General features: G+C 66.1%; 24 protein-coding genes, 2 tRNA genes and 1 pseudogene. 15 read left to right on the top strand and 12 right to left on the bottom strand.

The window, feature by feature from the left end; translation table 11 throughout:
• Positions 1-198: 198 nt before the first annotated feature.
• The 8 genes from pspA (at position 199) to ACOJSF_RS01445 (ending at position 3,782) form a co-directional block, all read left to right on the top strand.
• On the top strand, positions 199-882 hold the full coding sequence (gene pspA, locus ACOJSF_RS01480) for a phage shock protein PspA (protein ID WP_420140467.1): 684 nt from the start codon (positions 199-201) through the stop codon (positions 880-882).
• 4 nt (positions 883-886) lie between these two features.
• Positions 887-1,201 carry an envelope stress response membrane protein PspB gene (gene pspB / locus ACOJSF_RS01475; RefSeq protein ID WP_420140466.1) on the top strand — a complete coding sequence of 105 codons (315 nt, stop codon included), beginning with the start codon at positions 887-889 and terminating at the stop codon, positions 1,199-1,201.
• A gap of 37 nt (positions 1,202-1,238) precedes the next feature.
• On the top strand, positions 1,239-1,622 hold the full coding sequence (gene pspC, locus ACOJSF_RS01470) for an envelope stress response membrane protein PspC (protein WP_420140465.1): 384 nt from the start codon (positions 1,239-1,241) through the stop codon (positions 1,620-1,622).
• A gap of 28 nt (positions 1,623-1,650) precedes the next feature.
• Complete coding sequence (locus ACOJSF_RS01465) at positions 1,651-1,953, top strand: hypothetical protein (protein WP_420140464.1); 303 nt, start codon at positions 1,651-1,653, stop codon at positions 1,951-1,953.
• A gap of 11 nt (positions 1,954-1,964) precedes the next feature.
• Positions 1,965-2,237 carry a hypothetical protein gene (locus ACOJSF_RS01460; protein WP_420140463.1) on the top strand — a complete coding sequence of 91 codons (273 nt, stop codon included), beginning with the start codon at positions 1,965-1,967 and terminating at the stop codon, positions 2,235-2,237.
• Between the two features lie 29 nt (positions 2,238-2,266).
• The gene (locus ACOJSF_RS01455; protein ID WP_420140462.1) at positions 2,267-2,542 is read left to right on the top strand and encodes a hypothetical protein; all 276 of its coding nucleotides are present in this window, start codon (positions 2,267-2,269) and stop codon (positions 2,540-2,542) included.
• Positions 2,542-2,781, top strand: a complete 240-nt coding sequence (locus ACOJSF_RS01450; protein WP_420140461.1) for a hypothetical protein — start codon at positions 2,542-2,544, stop codon at positions 2,779-2,781. Before ACOJSF_RS01455 ends, ACOJSF_RS01450 begins: the two co-directional genes overlap by 1 nt.
• A gap of 86 nt (positions 2,782-2,867) precedes the next feature.
• Positions 2,868-3,782 (top strand): DMT family transporter, encoded by a 915-nt coding sequence (locus ACOJSF_RS01445; protein ID WP_420140460.1) that lies wholly within the window; start codon positions 2,868-2,870, stop codon positions 3,780-3,782.
• Between the two features lie 6 nt (positions 3,783-3,788).
• Here ACOJSF_RS01445 and ACOJSF_RS01440 read toward each other — a convergent pair whose 3' ends face one another.
• The gene (locus tag ACOJSF_RS01440; protein WP_420140459.1) at positions 3,789-4,742 is read right to left on the bottom strand and encodes a bifunctional riboflavin kinase/FAD synthetase; all 954 of its coding nucleotides are present in this window, start codon (positions 4,740-4,742) and stop codon (positions 3,789-3,791) included.
• Positions 4,743-4,778: 36 nt separating this feature from the next.
• Positions 4,779-5,258 carry a dihydrofolate reductase gene (locus ACOJSF_RS01435; RefSeq protein ID WP_420140458.1) on the bottom strand — a complete coding sequence of 160 codons (480 nt, stop codon included), beginning with the start codon at positions 5,256-5,258 and terminating at the stop codon, positions 4,779-4,781.
• 146 nt (positions 5,259-5,404) lie between these two features.
• On the opposite strand from ACOJSF_RS01435, the gene ACOJSF_RS01430 reads away from it, so the two are divergent.
• Entirely contained in the window at positions 5,405-6,445 is a 1,041-nt protein-coding gene (locus ACOJSF_RS01430) for a sensor histidine kinase (protein WP_420140457.1), read from the top strand.
• Positions 6,446-6,505: 60 nt separating this feature from the next.
• On the top strand, positions 6,506-7,216 hold the full coding sequence (gene aat, locus ACOJSF_RS01425) for a leucyl/phenylalanyl-tRNA--protein transferase (RefSeq protein ID WP_420140456.1): 711 nt from the start codon (positions 6,506-6,508) through the stop codon (positions 7,214-7,216).
• A gap of 35 nt (positions 7,217-7,251) precedes the next feature.
• Here the strand turns inward: aat and ACOJSF_RS01420 are convergent.
• The 6 genes and pseudogenes from ACOJSF_RS01420 to ACOJSF_RS01395 form a co-directional block, all read right to left on the bottom strand.
• Positions 7,252-7,437 (bottom strand): annotated as a pseudogene (locus tag ACOJSF_RS01420) (DUF2155 domain-containing protein); the annotation flags it as partial.
• Positions 7,438-7,691: 254 nt separating this feature from the next.
• Positions 7,692-8,198: an outer membrane lipid asymmetry maintenance protein MlaD gene (gene mlaD / locus ACOJSF_RS01415; RefSeq protein WP_420140455.1), complete on the bottom strand. Its 507-nt coding sequence runs from the start codon at positions 8,196-8,198 to the stop codon at positions 7,692-7,694.
• Entirely contained in the window at positions 8,198-8,587 is a 390-nt protein-coding gene (locus ACOJSF_RS01410) for an NADH:ubiquinone oxidoreductase subunit NDUFA12 (RefSeq protein WP_420140454.1), read from the bottom strand. The genes mlaD and ACOJSF_RS01410 overlap by 1 nt, the downstream gene beginning before the upstream one ends.
• A gap of 10 nt (positions 8,588-8,597) precedes the next feature.
• Positions 8,598-9,086 carry a DUF192 domain-containing protein gene (locus ACOJSF_RS01405; RefSeq protein ID WP_420140453.1) on the bottom strand — a complete coding sequence of 163 codons (489 nt, stop codon included), beginning with the start codon at positions 9,084-9,086 and terminating at the stop codon, positions 8,598-8,600.
• The gene (locus ACOJSF_RS01400; protein ID WP_420140469.1) at positions 9,083-9,688 is read right to left on the bottom strand and encodes a cold-shock protein; all 606 of its coding nucleotides are present in this window, start codon (positions 9,686-9,688) and stop codon (positions 9,083-9,085) included. The genes ACOJSF_RS01405 and ACOJSF_RS01400 overlap by 4 nt, the downstream gene beginning before the upstream one ends.
• 86 nt (positions 9,689-9,774) lie before the next feature.
• Positions 9,775-10,314 (bottom strand): regulatory protein RecX, encoded by a 540-nt coding sequence (locus tag ACOJSF_RS01395; protein WP_420140452.1) that lies wholly within the window; start codon positions 10,312-10,314, stop codon positions 9,775-9,777.
• Positions 10,315-10,445: 131 nt separating this feature from the next.
• On the opposite strand from ACOJSF_RS01395, the gene ACOJSF_RS01390 reads away from it, so the two are divergent.
• Positions 10,446-12,170 carry a fatty acyl-AMP ligase gene (locus ACOJSF_RS01390; protein ID WP_420140468.1) on the top strand — a complete coding sequence of 575 codons (1,725 nt, stop codon included), beginning with the start codon at positions 10,446-10,448 and terminating at the stop codon, positions 12,168-12,170.
• A 169-nt stretch (positions 12,171-12,339) separates the two neighbouring features.
• Here the strand turns inward: ACOJSF_RS01390 and ACOJSF_RS01385 are convergent, their stop codons facing one another.
• The gene (locus tag ACOJSF_RS01385; RefSeq protein WP_420140451.1) at positions 12,340-12,993 is read right to left on the bottom strand and encodes a hypothetical protein; all 654 of its coding nucleotides are present in this window, start codon (positions 12,991-12,993) and stop codon (positions 12,340-12,342) included.
• A gap of 96 nt (positions 12,994-13,089) precedes the next feature.
• Positions 13,090-13,422 (bottom strand): heat shock protein HspQ, encoded by a 333-nt coding sequence (hspQ, locus tag ACOJSF_RS01380; RefSeq protein WP_420140450.1) that lies wholly within the window; start codon positions 13,420-13,422, stop codon positions 13,090-13,092.
• A gap of 152 nt (positions 13,423-13,574) precedes the next feature.
• Between hspQ and ACOJSF_RS01375 the strand changes: the two genes are divergently transcribed.
• The 4 genes from ACOJSF_RS01375 to ACOJSF_RS01360 all read left to right on the top strand — a co-directional run bounded on the left by ACOJSF_RS01375 (position 13,575) and on the right by ACOJSF_RS01360 (position 15,370).
• Positions 13,575-13,664 (top strand) — tRNA-Ser (locus ACOJSF_RS01375).
• Positions 13,665-13,901: 237 nt separating this feature from the next.
• Positions 13,902-14,246 carry an ArsR/SmtB family transcription factor gene (locus ACOJSF_RS01370; protein WP_420140449.1) on the top strand — a complete coding sequence of 115 codons (345 nt, stop codon included), beginning with the start codon at positions 13,902-13,904 and terminating at the stop codon, positions 14,244-14,246.
• Positions 14,247-14,720: an SRPBCC family protein gene (locus ACOJSF_RS01365; protein WP_420140448.1), complete on the top strand. Its 474-nt coding sequence runs from the start codon at positions 14,247-14,249 to the stop codon at positions 14,718-14,720.
• On the top strand, positions 14,717-15,370 hold the full coding sequence (locus ACOJSF_RS01360; RefSeq protein ID WP_420140447.1) for a glutathione S-transferase family protein: 654 nt from the start codon (positions 14,717-14,719) through the stop codon (positions 15,368-15,370). Before ACOJSF_RS01365 ends, ACOJSF_RS01360 begins: the two co-directional genes overlap by 4 nt.
• Positions 15,371-15,829: 459 nt before the next feature.
• Here ACOJSF_RS01360 and ACOJSF_RS01355 read toward each other — a convergent pair.
• A tRNA-Ala gene (locus ACOJSF_RS01355) sits at positions 15,830-15,905 on the bottom strand.
• A 99-nt stretch (positions 15,906-16,004) separates the two neighbouring features.
• On the bottom strand, positions 16,005-16,322 hold the full coding sequence (locus tag ACOJSF_RS01350; protein WP_420140446.1) for a TIGR02300 family protein: 318 nt from the start codon (positions 16,320-16,322) through the stop codon (positions 16,005-16,007).
• Positions 16,323-16,401 lie beyond the last annotated feature (79 nt).

Here is a 16,401-nt window from a genome sequence, read left to right as displayed (position 1 = left end):
CGGCCGCGAGCTGTAGTATGTCGCCCGCCGCGCCCGCCCCGGCCGCGAGGTCCAGCGCGCCGGCCCCCAACCCACTCCCACCCCCCGGGACGCCGCCCGGGGCGCGGCGTCGCCGGGGCGGGGCACCCCTTGACCCCGCCCCGGCTTTCATACTTGCCTGAGTTCAAGGCTGAACGCGTAGAACAGGAGCACGACCAGATGGGGATCTTTTCCCGCACCCGTGACATCATCGCCGCCAACATGACCGATCTGCTCGATCGGGCGGAGGACCCGGCGAAGATGATCCGCATGATCATCCTCGAAATGGAGGAGACGCTGGTCGAGGTTCGCGCGTCCGCCGCCCGCCATATCGCCGATCAGAAGGAGATGCGTCGCCAGATCGCGAAGCTCGATCAGGTCCAGCAGGGCTGGCTGGAGAAGGCCGAGCTTGCCCTGTCCCGCAACCGCGAGGACCTGGCGAAGGCGGCGCTGCTGGAAAAGCAGAAGGCGGCCGATCTGGCCGAGCAGCTGCAGGACGAGATCGGGCAGATCGACGAAGCGCTCGCGGCGTGCGAGGCGGACATCGCCAAGCTGCAGAACAAGCTGCGCGAGGCCCGCGCGCGCCAGAATTCGGTCACGACGCGCCTCGAAAGCGCGCAGAACCGGACCCGCCTGCGTGAAATGTATGCCGGGCAGAAAACCGAAGACGCATTCTCGCGCTTCGAACTGCTCGAACGGCGGGTCGATCTGGCCGAGGGGCGCGCCGATGCAGCCGGGATGGGAATGCAGAAGAGCCTGGAGGAGGAGATCGCCGAACTGCGCTCCGCCGACAAGGTCGATGCCGAGCTCGCCGCGCTGAAGGCGCGCGTGGCCGGTGGACCGACCCCGGGCCAGGAGGGCTGAGGCGATGGAGGACATCCTCATCCCGATCGTCGTCATCCCGACCATCTTCATCGGGCTGCCGTGGCTGATCTTCCACTATATCACGCAGTGGAAGAAGAGCGGGACGCTGAGCCTCGAGGACGAGAACCTGCTCGACGAACTGCACGAGCTTGCCCGCCGGCTCGACGACCGGATGAGCACGATCGAACGCATCGTCGCTGCCGACAATCCCGACTTCCGCCCCCGCGTCGCCCAGCGCGCGCCGGATCCGGACGAGGATCGCTTCGACTTCGACCGCTCGCCCGAGCGGGACACGCAACCACGCCGCCGCAGCTATTGAGCGCGGCCGGCGAAGAGACCAGGAAAGGACGGACGGCATGACACCGCGTCGCACCAGCTTCTACCTCGACAAGCGCAACGGCAAATTCATGGGCGTCTGCGCCGGGATCACCGACTATACCGGGGTCGATGTAACCTTGGTCCGGGTCGGCGTGGTCCTGCTGACCGTGTTCGCCACCGGCGGCCTCGGCTTCATCGCCTACCTCGCGCTCGGTCTGATCGCCGACGAGAAGCCGCGCGAGCTCGATTACACGGACCGCGAGGACCGCAAATTCTGGCAGAAGGTCCGCGCACGCCCCGGAAACTCGATCCGCGACGTCCGCGCCAGCTTCCGCGACATCGACCGCCGCCTGGCCGACGTCGAACTGCACGTCACCAGCCACAATCGCCGCCTGGCCGACGAGATCGAGGCGCTGCGCTGAGGCGCGGTCGACAGAAGGGAGACGGACGATGGATTTCAATGGCCCGATCTTCGTCATCGCGATCGTCACGCTCTCGCTCGGCGGATGGCTGATCAACAACTGGATCCGCGCGCGCCATGGCTTTTCGATCAGCGACGATTGGGGACGCAACATCACCAAGACGGATGTCGACGCCAGCCGGCGGATCGATCTCCTCTCGAACGAGAATGAGCGCCTGTCCGGTCAGGTCTCCAGGCTCGAGGAGCGGATTTCGGTGCTTGAACGCATCGCGACTGATCGCGGCAACCGCCTGTCCGACGAGATCGAGCAGCTGCGCCGGCCGGCCAACTGAAGGATGTTACGATGAACCCCTTCTTCATTCTCGGCTTCTTCATGATCGTCGTCGGCCTGCCCGTCATCCTGGGCATCGGCAGCAAGATCTTCGAGCGATGGCTCGATCACAAGGAGGCGATGGCGGTGGCGCTGACCGAGCAGACCGCCGAGCGCGCGGCCCAATATGCCGCCAAGACCGAACGGCTGGAGCAGCGCGTCGCGGTGCTCGAACGCATCCTGACCGACCGGTCGACCGCGCTCGGCGACGAGATCGAACGACTGCGCGACCGCCCGATCAACTGACAGAACAGCACAGCAGGGAGTGCATGCACATGAACCCGTTCGAGATGGTCGTGCTCATCGTTGCGATCGTCGGCATCTCCAGCGTGCTCAAGGCGCGTTACGGCGTGGTCCGCCACAAGGGCGAGGACATCTATGTCGGATCGCCACGCGAGCAGGCCGACGCGCAGCGCCTACGCGGAGAGGTGCAGGACCTGAAGGATCGGATCGCGGTGCTTGAACGGATCGTCACCGATGGCGACCGCAATCGCAGCATCGCCCTGGAGCGCGAGATCGAAGCGCTCCGCGTCGAGAAGGAGGCACGGTAATGACCAATCCGATGGTTTGGGCGGAGCTGACCGCGGCCGGGTTTGCCGGGCTGGTGGTCGTGACCTTCGCCATGCTGAAGGGCTGGCGCGAGTGGATCGCGCTGCAGCGCCTGTCAATCGAGGGACGCGGACCCGTCGAGGGTAATGCAGCCGCCAGCCCGATGGCCCGGATCGAACTAGCCGACCTGAAGGAGAGGGTCCGCAAGCTGGAGGCGATTGCGGCGGGCGTCGACCTGTAGCACGCGGCGAACCGACATCATCCATTTGAGACAGGGAAAGGATTTCGGACTCGGCACGGCCGGCACATTGCGGTAGCCGCGCCGCCATGCCGCCCGCCCCGCCCCCGGAACGCCGTCTCTACGGCATCCTGTTGCGCGGCGCGTCCGCCACCGCCTTCGCCGGCATGGCTGCCCTGCTCAAGGCCGCGAGCGAGCGCGGCGTGGCGACGCCGGAAATGATCTTCTACCGCAACGGCTGGGCGCTGATCGTGGTGGTGGCGTGGGTCGCGCTGGGACCGGGATGGTCTTCGATCCGCACGCGGAAGCCCCTGGCCCACCTGACCCGTTCGGGCATCGGCCTGGTCTCGATGCTGCTGACGTTCGGGGCGCTGGCATTGCTGCCGCTCGGCGAGGCGACCACGCTGACCTATGCCGCTCCGCTGGTCGCGACGATCCTGTCGGGGCTGTTGCTGGGTGAGATGATCGGGCCGCGCCGCTGGGCGGCGGTCGCGGTCGGCTTCGTCGGGGTTGCGCTGGTGGCACAGCCCGGGGGGCATGCGGTGCCGCTGGTCGGCGTCGCCGTCGGTCTCGCCGCCGCTATCGGTCAGTCGGCGGTGATGATCACGGTCCGCCAGATCAGCCGGACGGAGAATGTCGCTGCGATCGTCTTCTGGTTCACGGTCTTCACGACGATCGCTGGCGCGGCGTTGCTCCCGCTGTTCGGTCGCTGGCACGATCCGTCGGTGATGGCGATGCTCGCGGGGGCCGGGCTGCTCGGCGGGGCGGCACAGATCGCGATGACGGCATCGCTCCGCTTCGCGCCGGTCTCGGTGGTCGTACCGTTCGACTATCTCCAGATCATCTGGGCCACGCTGGTCGGCTGGCTGGCGTTCGACGCGCCGCCGACCGCGCTGATGCTCGCCGGCGCGGCGCTTATCTGCGGCAGCGGCCTGTACACCGCCTATCGCGAACGGGTGCGCGGGCGCGAGCCGACCGAGGCCCGCGCCATGCCTGAGGCCTAGGCCGACCTAGGGAAGCCGGGCGGTATCGTCGGGCGTCGCGGCAAGCACCGTGCGCGCCGCGCGGCTGTCCTCGTCCATCTGCGCGACGAGCGCGTCGAGACTGTCGAACCGCGCTTCCGGACGGAGAAAAGCTACCAATGCGACCTCGATCGTCTGGCCATACAGGTCACCGGAAAAGTCGAAGAAATAGGGTTCGAGCAGCTCCCTGGGCGGATCGAAGCTCGGCCGGATGCCGAGATTGGCAACCCCATCCACCGCGCGGCTGTCCGCCAGCCGGGCGCGCACCGCATAGATGCCGTAGCGCGGGCGAAGATAATCGCCGAGCTCCAGATTGGCGGTGGGATAGCCCAGCTCGCGGCCGCGCTTGTCGCCGTGCACCACCTCGCCCTCGATCGCGAAGGGGCGGGTAAGCAGGCGCGTCGCGGTCGCGCAATCGCCCGCCGATAGCGCCGCGCGGATGCGGCTAGACGAGATCACGCCTCCCGCGTCGGAGACGGGCGCGACAGCCTCGGCCTCCAACCCGCGTTCCCACCCCAGCGCAGCGAGCAGGGCCGCCGTTCCGGCGCGGCCCTGCCCGAACGTGAAATCCTCGCCCGTGACGACGCCGACCGCGCCGTAACGCCCGACCAGTTCGTCATGCACGAACTGAGCGGGCGACAAGGCCGCGAGATCGGCGCCGAAGCGCAGCACGAGCGTCGCGTCCGCCCCGGCCTGAGCGAACAGGCGCGCACGCTGGGCGAGCGTGGTCAGCCGGAAATGCGGAACATCCGGCCGGAAGTGACGCGCGGGATGCGGATCGAACGTGGCGACGATCGCGGGCCGCCCGATCGCGCGCGCGCGCGCGACGGCCCGCGCCACCACCGCCTGGTGGCCGCGGTGAAAGCCGTCGAAATTACCAAGCGCCATCACCGCACCGCGCAGATCGTCTGGCAGCGGCCGGTCGCCCGCGATGATCCTCATGTCGAAGGCGGCTATAGGAGGCGGCAGCGGGCCGCGCTAGTCACGGACGAATGTGACGAAGCCGAGCGCGGGACGACCATCCTCGGCGGGATGTTCGATCCGGGCCGTCTCTCGCCAATTGGAGCCGAGCGGGGGTAGGACGGTATCACCCTCGGGGCTGGCATGAACCTCGGTCAGCTCGATCCGGGTCAGGTGGTCGGCTAAGAGCGCGAAGACCTCCGCGCCGCCGATCACCGCGACGGTTCCGCCCGCAAGCGCCAGCGCGCTTTCGACGTCATGCGCCACCTCGGCGCCCGGCGCGCTCCACATCACGTCGCGCGTCAGGACGATGTGACGTCGACCGGGCAGCAGGCCCGGCAGGCTTTCGAAGGTGCGTCGTCCCATGATCATCGGCAGGCCGGCGGTGACACGCTTGAAATGGCGCAGGTCGGCCGGGATATGCCATGGTAGCGCACCATTGCGCCCGATCACTCCGTTATCGGCGCGTGCCACGACCGCGATGATCTCCCGTTCCATGACCGCGCGCTAGCAGCGCTCCTTGTCGGCGGCCAGCGTGGATCGGGATGGACTTCGCGCGCTGCGCCAGATCAAAGACAGAAAGCCGACATGGTGTTAGGCCGGGTTCCGCGCGGGCCGTGTCGCGAATGGGGTAACGAGCGAACATGAACAGGGGGGCGCGGTTGGAGCGGTTGCCGCTGCTGGTGGACCGGCGTCCGCTCGCCTATGGCCTTGCGCTCGCAATGTCGGCCGTAGCCTGGTGGCTTCGAACGATCCTCGACCCGGTCTTCCCGCCGGGATTCCCGTTTCTCACCTTCTTTCCCGCCGTCATCCTGTCCTCCTTCCTGTTCGGTCGGGGTCCAGGCATCGCGGCGGCGATCACATGCGGCCTGCTGGCCTGGTATTTCTTCACACCGCCGTTCCACAGCTTCACGCTCGTATGGGGCACCGCTCTGGCGCTCACGTTCTACGTGGGGGTGGTGGCGGTCGACATCACCCTGATCCACTGGATGCAGCGCGCGAACGAACGAGTCCGGGTCGAGCGCGAGCGCAGCCGCGACCTGGCCGAGGAGCGGGGGCGGCTGGCGGAGCATGCCGAATTGCTGTTCCATGAGCTTCAGCACCGCGTTTCGAACAATCTGCAGATGGCGGGCGCGGTCCTGTCGCTGCAGCGGCGGGGCGTCAGCGATCCCACTGCGCGCCGGGCGTTGGACGAAGCTGCGGCGAAGCTTCAACTGATCGGGCGCATCCAGCGCCAGCTTTACGGCCTGCGCGGCGAGCAGATGCCGCTCGATCACCTTCTGCCCGAACTGACGCGCGATCTGGTGACCGCGACCGGCAGGCCCGGCGTGACCTGGGCGATCCAGACTGAGCCGGGCATCATGCTCCCGCCCAATGCTGCCATTCCCGTCGCACTCATCATGGCGGAAGCGGTCGCCAACGCGATCGAGCATGGCTTTGCGGAACGCGACCAGGGGCATATCCAGATCGAAGTGACCCATCACGCTGAGAGGATCGAGCTGATCGTCCGCGACGACGGCGCCGGCCTGCCCGAGGGGTTCGACGCCGCCACCTCGCAAAGCCTGGGCCTCAAGGTCGCGCGGACGCTCGCGGCGAACCTGGCGGCGCGCATGGAGATCGAACCCGCGTGTCCGGGGACACGCATGCGACTTTCCCTGCCGATAGGCGCGCGCGACGCGTGCTGACCTGCCGCACCGGCGGCTCCTCCTTTGCACGCGCCGCCGATCGGGGGTAGCCTGCCGCGCATGACGGCGCTCGATCCGGACCTGCTGCTGCGTGCATATTCGGTGGGCGTGTTCCCGATGGCCAGCACACGCGATGCGGCCGACGTCTTCTGGGTCGAACCGAAGAAGCGCGGCATCCTGCCGCTCGACGGCTTCCACCTCTCGCGCTCGCTCGCCAAGACGATCCGGTCCGATAAATATCGCGTCACGGTGGACAGGGCATTCGAACGCGTCGTCGCCGCCTGCGCGGAGGAAACCGGCGAGCGACCCGATACCTGGATCAATCCCTCAATCGAGACCGCTTATGCGGCGCTCCACCAGCGCGGTTACGCCCACTCGGTCGAAAGCTGGCGCGACGGCGAACTGGTCGGCGGGCTTTACGGCGTGCGCCTGGGCGGCGCCTTCTTCGGCGAGAGCATGTTCAGCCGGGCGCGCGATGCGTCGAAGGTTGCGCTGGCGCATCTGGTCGCGCGGCTGAAGGCGGGAGGATTCGGGTTGCTCGACTGCCAATTCCAGACCGATCACCTCGCCTCGCTCGGCACGATCGAGGTGGCGCGCGAGGATTATGTCGCGTTGCTGGACGCGGCGCTGGGGCTCGGTTCGGACGGGGCCGCCGGCGCCGTTTCGGCTGACTTCTTCGCGCTCGAACGGGGTGCTGGGCTAGACGCTGCGACCGTGCCCGGCCCCATTTCGGGATGCCGCATCGTGCAGCTCTTGGGCCAAACGTCGTAAAGCGGATCCTCGACCACGTTCAGTGAGGGCGTTTCCTTGTACAGCCAGCCCGAGAAAATCCGGTGCCAGGTCCCGTCCGGCCTCCTCTTGTCAGCCTGAACGAAGGCGCCGGTGAGTTGTTCGCTCTCCCAATCGGCGGTCGTCTCGCAGGCGCGCAGCCGCACCACCAGGTCGCCGAAGCGGGCTGCCTCGCCCGGGTGGAGCGAGACCTCGCGTGCCATGCCGTTGCGCTTGTTGAGCACGCCCAGGACGGCCACACGCTCCCGCATCGGGGTCGCGGTCGTGAGCGGGCGGGCGGGCGCTGGCGCGGCGCGGGTCGCAACCGGCGGCGCATCGGCGATGTTGGCGAGCGTCGCGTCGGGCGTAAGTTCGGCGCCTGCGTCGGGGCTTTGGCCCTGGCTTTGCGAGCCCGCGCTCCAGGCGATCGCGCCCAGTGCGGCCAGTCCGACCGCCAGAGCGCCCGCGCGGGCGACGTTCATCGGCCGGACGTGGCCGGCTCGCCTGCCGCCTCGCCGGACGAACCGCTGCTTGACGGACGGTTGATGAACTGGCCGATCAGCGCCATCAGATCCATCGAGCCTTGCGTATCGGTGATCGTATCCCCGCTCCGCAACATGGTCGGGCTGCCCCCCGGCGTGAACGCGACGAAGGTCGAGCCGAGCAGACCTTCCGACGTGACCGAGGCGCTGCTGTCCGCCGGAAGCTTCACATTCGGGTCGAGCGCCATCGCGACCTTCACCTGATAGGTCTGCGGATCGAGCGACAGCGCCGAAACGCTACCGACCTTGAGGCCCGCCACGCGCACGTCGGTGCCGACATTCACGCCCGACGCATTGGGAAAGATCGCCGCGATCTCGATCGCGCCGGCCTTGCGCCCGCCGCCGGTGCGTCCCCACGCGAAGACGACGAACCACACGGCCAGCAGCACCACCGCCACGCCGACGATCGCCTCGCCCACATTCTCGCGCAACAGCGATCGCATCAGTTGGGACTCCATGCCTCGTAATCGCCGGTCGCGGCGGCACGATCGCCGCCCCGCTCCAGCGCACCCTGCGGCCGATAGGCATGCCCGGTCCCGGTCAGGTTGGGCGCGGGCTCCTTGACCCAGGGACGCGGTGCCGGAAGATCGGCGGGTACGATATCAGTCTGATGGTGCAGCCAGCCGAACCATGCCGGTGGAACCCGGCTGGCATCGTTCGATCCGCTATAGATCACCCAGCGGCGATTTTGTCCGCCGACCGGCTTCTTCGATTCGAGATAGATGTTGCCCAGCTCGTCCCGCCCGACCTCGCGGCCATGACGACGGGAAAAGAGCGCGGTGCCGAAGGTGGCACCGTTCCACCAGGTGAAGATGCGAGCGAGCACGGACATGAAGCGGCGCTTAGCCCTTATCAGGCCGCTCGCGCAACGGCGAAGCCTGCCACGTCACGACATCGCCCGGCTTGATCCCGCGTCGCGCCGCCTCTCCGCCCTTCAACTCCAGCACCGCGACCACCGGCTCGATCGAGTCGATCGGCGCGAGCGAGAGCGGGGTCGCCATGGGGGCGATCGAGGAGATCGTGCCGCCGTCGCGCAGGAAAAGCAGGTCGAGCGGGATCAGCGTGTTCTTCATCCAGAAGCTGGCGAAGCGCGGCGGCTGCATCGGGAAGATCATGCCACGATCGCCGGCAAGCGCGCGGCGGAACATCAATCCGGTCGTCTGCTCCTGCGCGGTGCGCGCGACCTCTACGTGGAAACGATGGACGGTGCCGCCGGAACGGATGGCGAGCGGCTGGCTCGCCAGGCTCTGCGCGCGCCCCATCGGCTCGGCCGACACGGCAAACGGCGGGGCGGCCAGCGTCAGCAGGGCCGCTGCGAAAAAAGCTCTCAAGCGATATCCTCGACCATCACGACCAACGGGCCCTTGCGCCCCTCGGCGATCCGCGCGCGGAGCGGCTGGTCCGGTTCCAGCACAGTGATTCCGGCGCGGCGCATGGTTTCCATATGCACGAAGATATCGGCGCCGCCAGCCTCGCGCACGACGAAGCCATAGCCTTTGAGCTGATTGAACCATTTGACGCGGACCGGCTCGAACGGCCCAGCCTCCTCCGCCAGCCCCAGCGGATCGACGCGGTCGGCGTTGCGTTTGGCGATCAGGTCGGCGTCGGGCCCCGTGGCAGTGGACAGATCGAAGGTAAGAACCCGGCTCGCCTGCAGACCGCGGTCCCGATGTATGACTTCACAGGTGACCCGGGTGCCTTCGGGCAATGTCCGACGCGCGTGATCACGCAGGATCGAGAAATGGAGAAGGATATCCCCCTCCCCATCGTCTCCGACAATGAACCCGAAGCCGCGCGTGGCGTCGAACCATTTGACCGAGCCGGAAACGATCCGGGCCTGTTCCTTATCACCGTTCGATCCAAGATTCGTCACGAACGCCTCACCTTCGATGCTATTGTCTCCACCAAGCATCGCCGCATCGGCATTCTTCATCATTATCGCACCTTGAAAGCGAAGCCGCTAACTTATCATTTCCGCAAGATTCTTAAAGCGAAATCTAACAAAAGCGACGTTAATGTTCAGTTGTCCAAATCGAGAACGTGGGGATCACATTCCAATACTCGTTTGATGACACCCGGACCGTGCCCGGCCCGCATCATCGCCGCATAGTCGCACCGCCTTTGCTCCGGCCCGCCCGGGGATCGCGCGAATGGGCCGATCCGTCGGCGCCGCGCATAGTGCAATGCCGCCTCATACGCCCCCTCGTGCGCCACGGCGAGAGCCGTCGCCGCATCGACATTTTCGATACCCGCTGAACGCAACATTGCCGCGATCCGCAGCTCGCCATAACCCCGGCGAGCGAACGCGCGCACCCGAGCGGCGGCGAATCCGGCATCGTCCACATAACCAAGCGCGACATGCCGGTCGACTATCTCGTTCACATCCGGCGGTTTTTGTTCCGACCAGCCGCGTTCCTCGACCTTGCGGAGCAGATAAGCGCGCAGTTTGGCGCGCGTCGTTGCATATCGGGCCACGTAACGCAGCGCGAGCGCCTCAAGCAGCGCCTGATCGAGCAAGCGTGGCTTGCGGGGCGAAGAATTGGTGTCGGAGCGCGCCATCCGCCACGTTTGTGCCATAGTCGGGTCGGAATTTGAACGTTGGGCTGCGTTTAGGCTACAAGAGACGATCCGCCGGTTCATTGCGGAGAGGAGATATTGCGAACGTGCTGACGACGCCTGTGCGGGACATGATGGCGCCGACCCCGAGCGACGACGCGCTGCCGCGCCGCTATGCCGACTTCGCGACCTTGTGCGAGGCGCTCGATTATGCGGCGCAGGGCGAGCGCGGACTAAATTTCCACGATCCGCGCGGCACGCTCGTGCGGCCTTACACCTTCGCGGAACTGCGCCGCGACGCACTGGACATGGCCCAGCGCCTGATCGCGCGCGGGATCGCGCCGGGCGCGCGCATCGCACTGTTGGCGGAAACCGGCACCGATTTCGCCGCCGCCTTCTTTGGCGCGATCTATGCCGGAATCTGGCCGGTCCCGCTGCCCCTGCCGACCAGCTTCGGCGGGCGCGAGGCGTATATCGACCAGCTCGCCGTCCAGCTCGCGAGCTCTGATCCCATCCTGCTGCTCTACCCGCGCGAGCTTGAGGCGATGGCCGAGGCAGCCGCCCGCGCGCGCCGCGTCCCCGCCGCGAGCTACGAAAGCCTGAGCGAGGAAGCGGTTGGGACATTCCCCCTTCCCACGCCCGAGGCGGATACGATCGCCTATCTGCAATATTCCAGCGGATCGACGCGCTTCCCCCATGGGGTCGCGATCACGCACCGCGCGCTGATGTCGAACCTCGCCGCCCATTCTATCGGCATGAAGGTGCAGGACGGCGACCGCTGCATCTCCTGGCTTCCCTGGTATCACGACATGGGCCTGGTCGGCTGCCTGCTCTCGCCCGTCGCGAACCAGGTCTCGACCGACTATCTGAAGACCGAGGATTTCGCGCGGCGCCCGCTTGCCTGGCTCGATCTGATCAGCCGCAACCCGGGCACCAGCCTCTCTTATTCGCCGACCTTCGGCTACGACATCTGCGCGCGGCGCATGTCGAGCCAGACCAAGGCGTCGGACCGCTTCGATCTCAGCCGCTGGCGGGTGGCGGGCAACGGGGCGGACATGATCCGGCCGGACGTGATGCAGGCATTCGTCGACGCCTTCGCCGATGCCGGTTTCGATGCCCGCGCCTTCCTGCCCTCTTACGGGCTGGCCGAAGCGACGCTGGCGGTATCGATCATGCCCCCGGGCGAGGGCATCGGGGTCGAGCTGGTCGAGGAACCCGAATTGTCCGGCGGCGGATCGGCGGCGGCGGTCGGACGGCCGCAGCGTTACCGCGCGGTGGTCAATTGCGGCATGCCCGCGCGCGAAATGGAGATCCAGATCCGCGACGAGGATGGCAACGCGCTTCCCGACCGTGCGATCGGCAAGGTCTGGTGCCGGGGTCCGTCGGTGATGGTCGGTTATTTCCGCGATCAGGAGGCGACCGACGCCTGCCTAGTCGACGGCTGGCTGGATACCGGCGACATGGGGTACATGTCGGGCGGCTACATCTACATCGTCGGCCGCGCCAAGGACATGATCATCATCAACGGCAAGAACCACTGGCCGCAGGACATTGAGTGGGCCGTGGAGCAGCTGCCGGGCTTCAAGGCGGGCGACATCGCCGCCTTTGCGATCACCACCCCGGGCGGCGAGGAGACGCCGGCCGTGCTCGTCCAGTGCCGCACCACCGATCCGCAGGAGCGCGCGCGCCTCCGCGACGACATCCGGGAGAAGGTACGCTCGATCACCGGCATGAACTGTGTGGTCGAGCTCGTACCGCCCAAGACGCTGCCGCGCACCAGCTCGGGCAAGCTCAGCCGGTCGAAAGCCCGCAACCTCTATCTGGCGGGCGAGATGGAGCTGTACGAACTGGCGGCGTGAGCCGTCAGGACGTCCTCGCAAGGATGGTCGCTGGCCTCGACCGACCCGCAAACACATCTGTTCGGCGAGATGGGCGCATGATGGCCGCAAACGCCTTCGCGCCCACGAATGTGAGCGCCCAGGCCTAGCTTAGAAAGCGGCCGGTGCTCCTCACGAGCATTTCTTCATCTCACGAGCATTTCTTCATCGGCCGTCCGCGCTTGTCGTAGCAGACGTCGAGATCACGTGGCCCCGTCACCTGCATCCCCGACGCGTTGATCGCATAGAACTGGTCGCCGCGCGGGACCAGACTGCCGCGGAAATCGCGCATCCGCGCGGTTGCGATGACACCCAACTCGCCGCGCGGCCGATCGAGCGTCTCACGGCCGATCGAGGCCGCCGTCTCGCAGAAGCTCAACTGCGCATGGAGCGTCGAAAAGCTGTTATAGGTCCGCGTGGTATATTGGTCCATGTCGCTGGCCCAGCGCTTGCCGCTCACACGCTTGAAATAGCCCTGGAGCGTCGCATAGGTGTTCTGAAGCTCGGCGGAATGCTGCCGCAGCATATTGTTATACAACGTCACCGTGCGCAGCGACGGCGCGAACTGGCATTGCAGCGCCGCGACGTTAAGCCCGGCGCGCATCGTCCAGATGAGGTTGGCCATCTGCTCCTTGGCCGTGGCGCCTTGCATCGGCAGCGTGATGCCGGCCTCGCCGCCTTGCGCCGGCTGCGTGCTAACCGCCTGCTTGTTCCAGAACAGGAAGGCCTGCCCCGGCGCGCAAAGCCCCAATGCCGATGCGCCCGCCACGGCGCACACGCCCCATTTCACCCACCGTGCTCGCATCGAGCTTTCTCCCTTTGTCCCAACCTAAAAGGCTTTGGGGCATAGGGAAAGGGGGCGTGGGCATGGCGGCGACTCGGTCCGCCGCATCGGGGATCGTCAATGGCGGTGGAGCGCCTTCAATGTATAGCGGCCGTCGCGGAACGGCTCGAACAGCCCGGAAATGGCGGGATGATCAACCGGCTCCTCGCTCTCATCGCGGTCCAGGTTCTGCTGACTGCAATATGCGATGTAGCTGCCTTCGGCATTCTCCGCGAGCAGATGGTAGAAGGGCTGGTCGCGCCTGGGGCGGATATCCTCCGGGATCGCCGCATACCATTCCTCGCTATTGGCGAACACCGGATCGATGTCGAAGATGACGCCGCGAAAGCCGAACAGGCGGTGCGACACCACATCCCCGATCGCGAAGCGGGCATGCGCGACGGAAGGCATCGGGGACAGTCGATCGGAGCCGGTGGCGAACGAAACGCGGGATGGAAACATAAGGATAATCTAGTGCGCCGGAGGCAAGCTGCAAGCATCGCTTGGCAAGCCGTCCTCCATCCGCTAACGGGCCCGCTCCGTCGACCCGGAACATCCCGTGCGGAGAGGTGCCAGAGTGGTCGATTGGGACGGTCTCGAAAACCGTTGTGCCTTTACGGGTACCGTGGGTTCGAATCCCACCCTCTCCGCCACACCGCCATTCGCCGCCGCCTCCGACATCTAAGCCGCCGCGGCTACGCTGCCCAGTTCGTGAAGGCGGCTATCGAAGGTTTTTCTGTCGGGCCGCAATCGGGCGCTCCGCGTCGGTAGCTGCCGCTAGCTACGTCGCGAACTGCCCCCCCCCGCGAAACAATGGCAACGGGTTAAATCCGCCCCTGACCTGAGTCATCGGGATTGACACCGATCGCCATCTGCGGACACTTAAGCAAATGCTACAGTATGAGTCGCAGCCGCTTGATAGGGCGTTCCACGCGCTTTCCGATCCTAGCCGTCGTGCGATGATCGAACGGCTGAGCCGCGGCCCGGCCTCCGTCAGCGAACTTGCCAAGCCGTTGCCGATGACCCTCTCCGCCGTCACCCAGCATTTGAAAGTGTTGGAGGAGGCAGGGCTTGTCAGAAGCGGCAAGGAGGGTCGCGTCCGGACATGTGCGCTGGATGCCGAGGCGATGGCGCGGGTCGAACGCTGGATCACCGACCACAAGGGGTTCTGGGAACAGCGGTACGACCAACTGGAAGCATATCTGACCCAAACGCTACCGACCGGAGAAGGATGAATGACCGTTACACACGCGACCTTCGTCATCGAACGACGATTGAGCGCCGCACCCAATCGGGTCTTTGCGGCCTATACGAGCCTGGAGGCCAAGGCTGCGTGGTTCAAGACGCCTTCCGATGCCAAGATACTCGCCCGCGACTTCGACTTTCGTGTCGGCGGTAAGGAGCGTTTCCATGCGCGTTGGCCGAGCGGACTGGTGACCGACTTCCAAGCCACCTACCACGACATCGTCGAGAACGAGCGGCTCGTGCTCGTCTATGATCTGCTCCACGGCGGCGAGAAGTTGTCCGTCTCCCTACAGACGATCGAGCTTAGAGCCGAGGGTAATGGGACGAGACTGATCCACACGGAGCAGGGTTCCTACTTCTCCGGGGGCATCGAGGCCGTGCAGGGGCGCGAGCATGGCACGACCTGGCACGTCGACAATTTGGTCGCCATCCTTGAAGGCCGGGAAACGGGTGCACTCGCATGACGCTCGAACTCTTCGCCCACCCGTTCTCCTCCTACTGCCAGAAGGCGCTAATCGCCTTTTACGAGAACGACATTCCGTTCACCTACCGCATGATGGAGGATGCCGGCGTCGGCGAGGAGCTTGCATCGCTGTGGCCGATAGGAAAGTTCCCGATCCTGCGCGACGACGGCCGCGTGATCCTGGAAGCTTCGATCATCATCGAACATCTGAACGTCCGGCATCCAGGATCGGTCAGGCTGATCCCCGACCACCCGGACGAGGCCGTCGAGGTTCGGATGCTCGACCGCTTCTTCGACAACTACGTTATGACGCCGCAAGGCAAGTTCGTGTTCGATGCCCTGCGTCCGCCCGAAGCTCGCGACCCCCACGGCGTGGAAGAAGCGCGCAAGATGCTGGATACCGGTTACGCCTGGCTCGACCAGCGGATGAACGGTCGCACCTGGGCAGTGGGCGAAACCTTCACGCTTGCTGACTGCGCTGCTGCGCCCTCGCTGTTCTATGCAGACTGGACGCACCGCATCCCCGAACGATACGAGCATCTTAATGCCTATCGGGCTCGACTGCTCAAGCGGCCGTCGTTCGCGCGCGCGGTGGATGAGGCCCGGTGCTTTCGTCACTACTTCCCGCTCGGCACACCAGATCGGGACTAGACTGGCCCTCTCCGCATAGCATGAAGGGCCGTTTCAGCGTGTTGGGCCGATCTGGCAGACGGCGGATGATGAGTCGAAAGCTGCCGTCGTACGGGAAGCCTCCAATGCTATCGTAGCGCTACAGCGTAGGTATAGTGCTCATCTTCATCGGGCGTGGCCCGCGACCCCTTCAAAGACGATGTTTTGGTTGGGGAACTTTGGAATGATGGCGTCACCTCCGATGGCGCGGATTGATTGCCTGCCGAGGCATCTCGCAAAGCGTGCACCGATCACCGGGCGCTGCCGTACCCCCGACATCCAGCCCCGAGCAGCCCTACAAACGCGTTCATGCGCCTCGCCCATGCGATCGCTATCAGGCTGACCGGCCACCCGCGCTGCGATCACACGCGATGAAGCGAGCGCCGTTACCGCCGCCCGCCAAGTCATTCGCGAAGTTTGCGGAAACAACCGCGTAAGGGTTGGTGGAGCCGAGGGGGATCGAACCCCTGACCTTCGCAATGCCATTGCGACGCTCTCCCAGCTGAGCTACGGCCCCGCGCCTTCGCCGGGCTGGGAAGCGCCGGCGGCGTGTGAGGGCCGCGCCTTAGAGCAGGCGCGGCACCCTGACAAGCGGGTCTGAACCCGCTTTTCAAACTTAGTGGTCTTCTTCCTTTTCGCCGGTATCGACACCGATATCGTCGTCACCGCCCAGATCGACATCGTCGTCCGCGCTCGGCTCCTCATCCTCGTCGACGTCCAGATCCTCGGCCAGATCGTCGTCGCCACGCGGCTCCTTCTCGGCGCTGGGCTTGGGCGAATCGAACGGCAGCGGCTGCTTCGACTTCAGGATCGTCTCAGGCTCGAAATGCGTGCCGCACTCGACGCACGTCACGGGATCGTCGCTGCCCAGATCGTAAAAGCGGGTACCGCACTTGGGACAGGTGCGCTTGGTGCCCCATTCAGGTTTCACCACGGGTAGAAACTCCGACTTGAAAGAAGAAGGCGATCCGGCCCGACAAGCGGATCAGCCCGACGCCGCGCGCCTTGCCACG

The sequence above is a fragment of the Sphingomonas sp. genome, from assembly GCF_048594985.1.
Classification (GTDB): Bacteria; Pseudomonadota; Alphaproteobacteria; order Sphingomonadales; family Sphingomonadaceae; genus Sphingomonas_I.
This window is presented reverse-complemented; position numbering and strand designations above follow the sequence as displayed.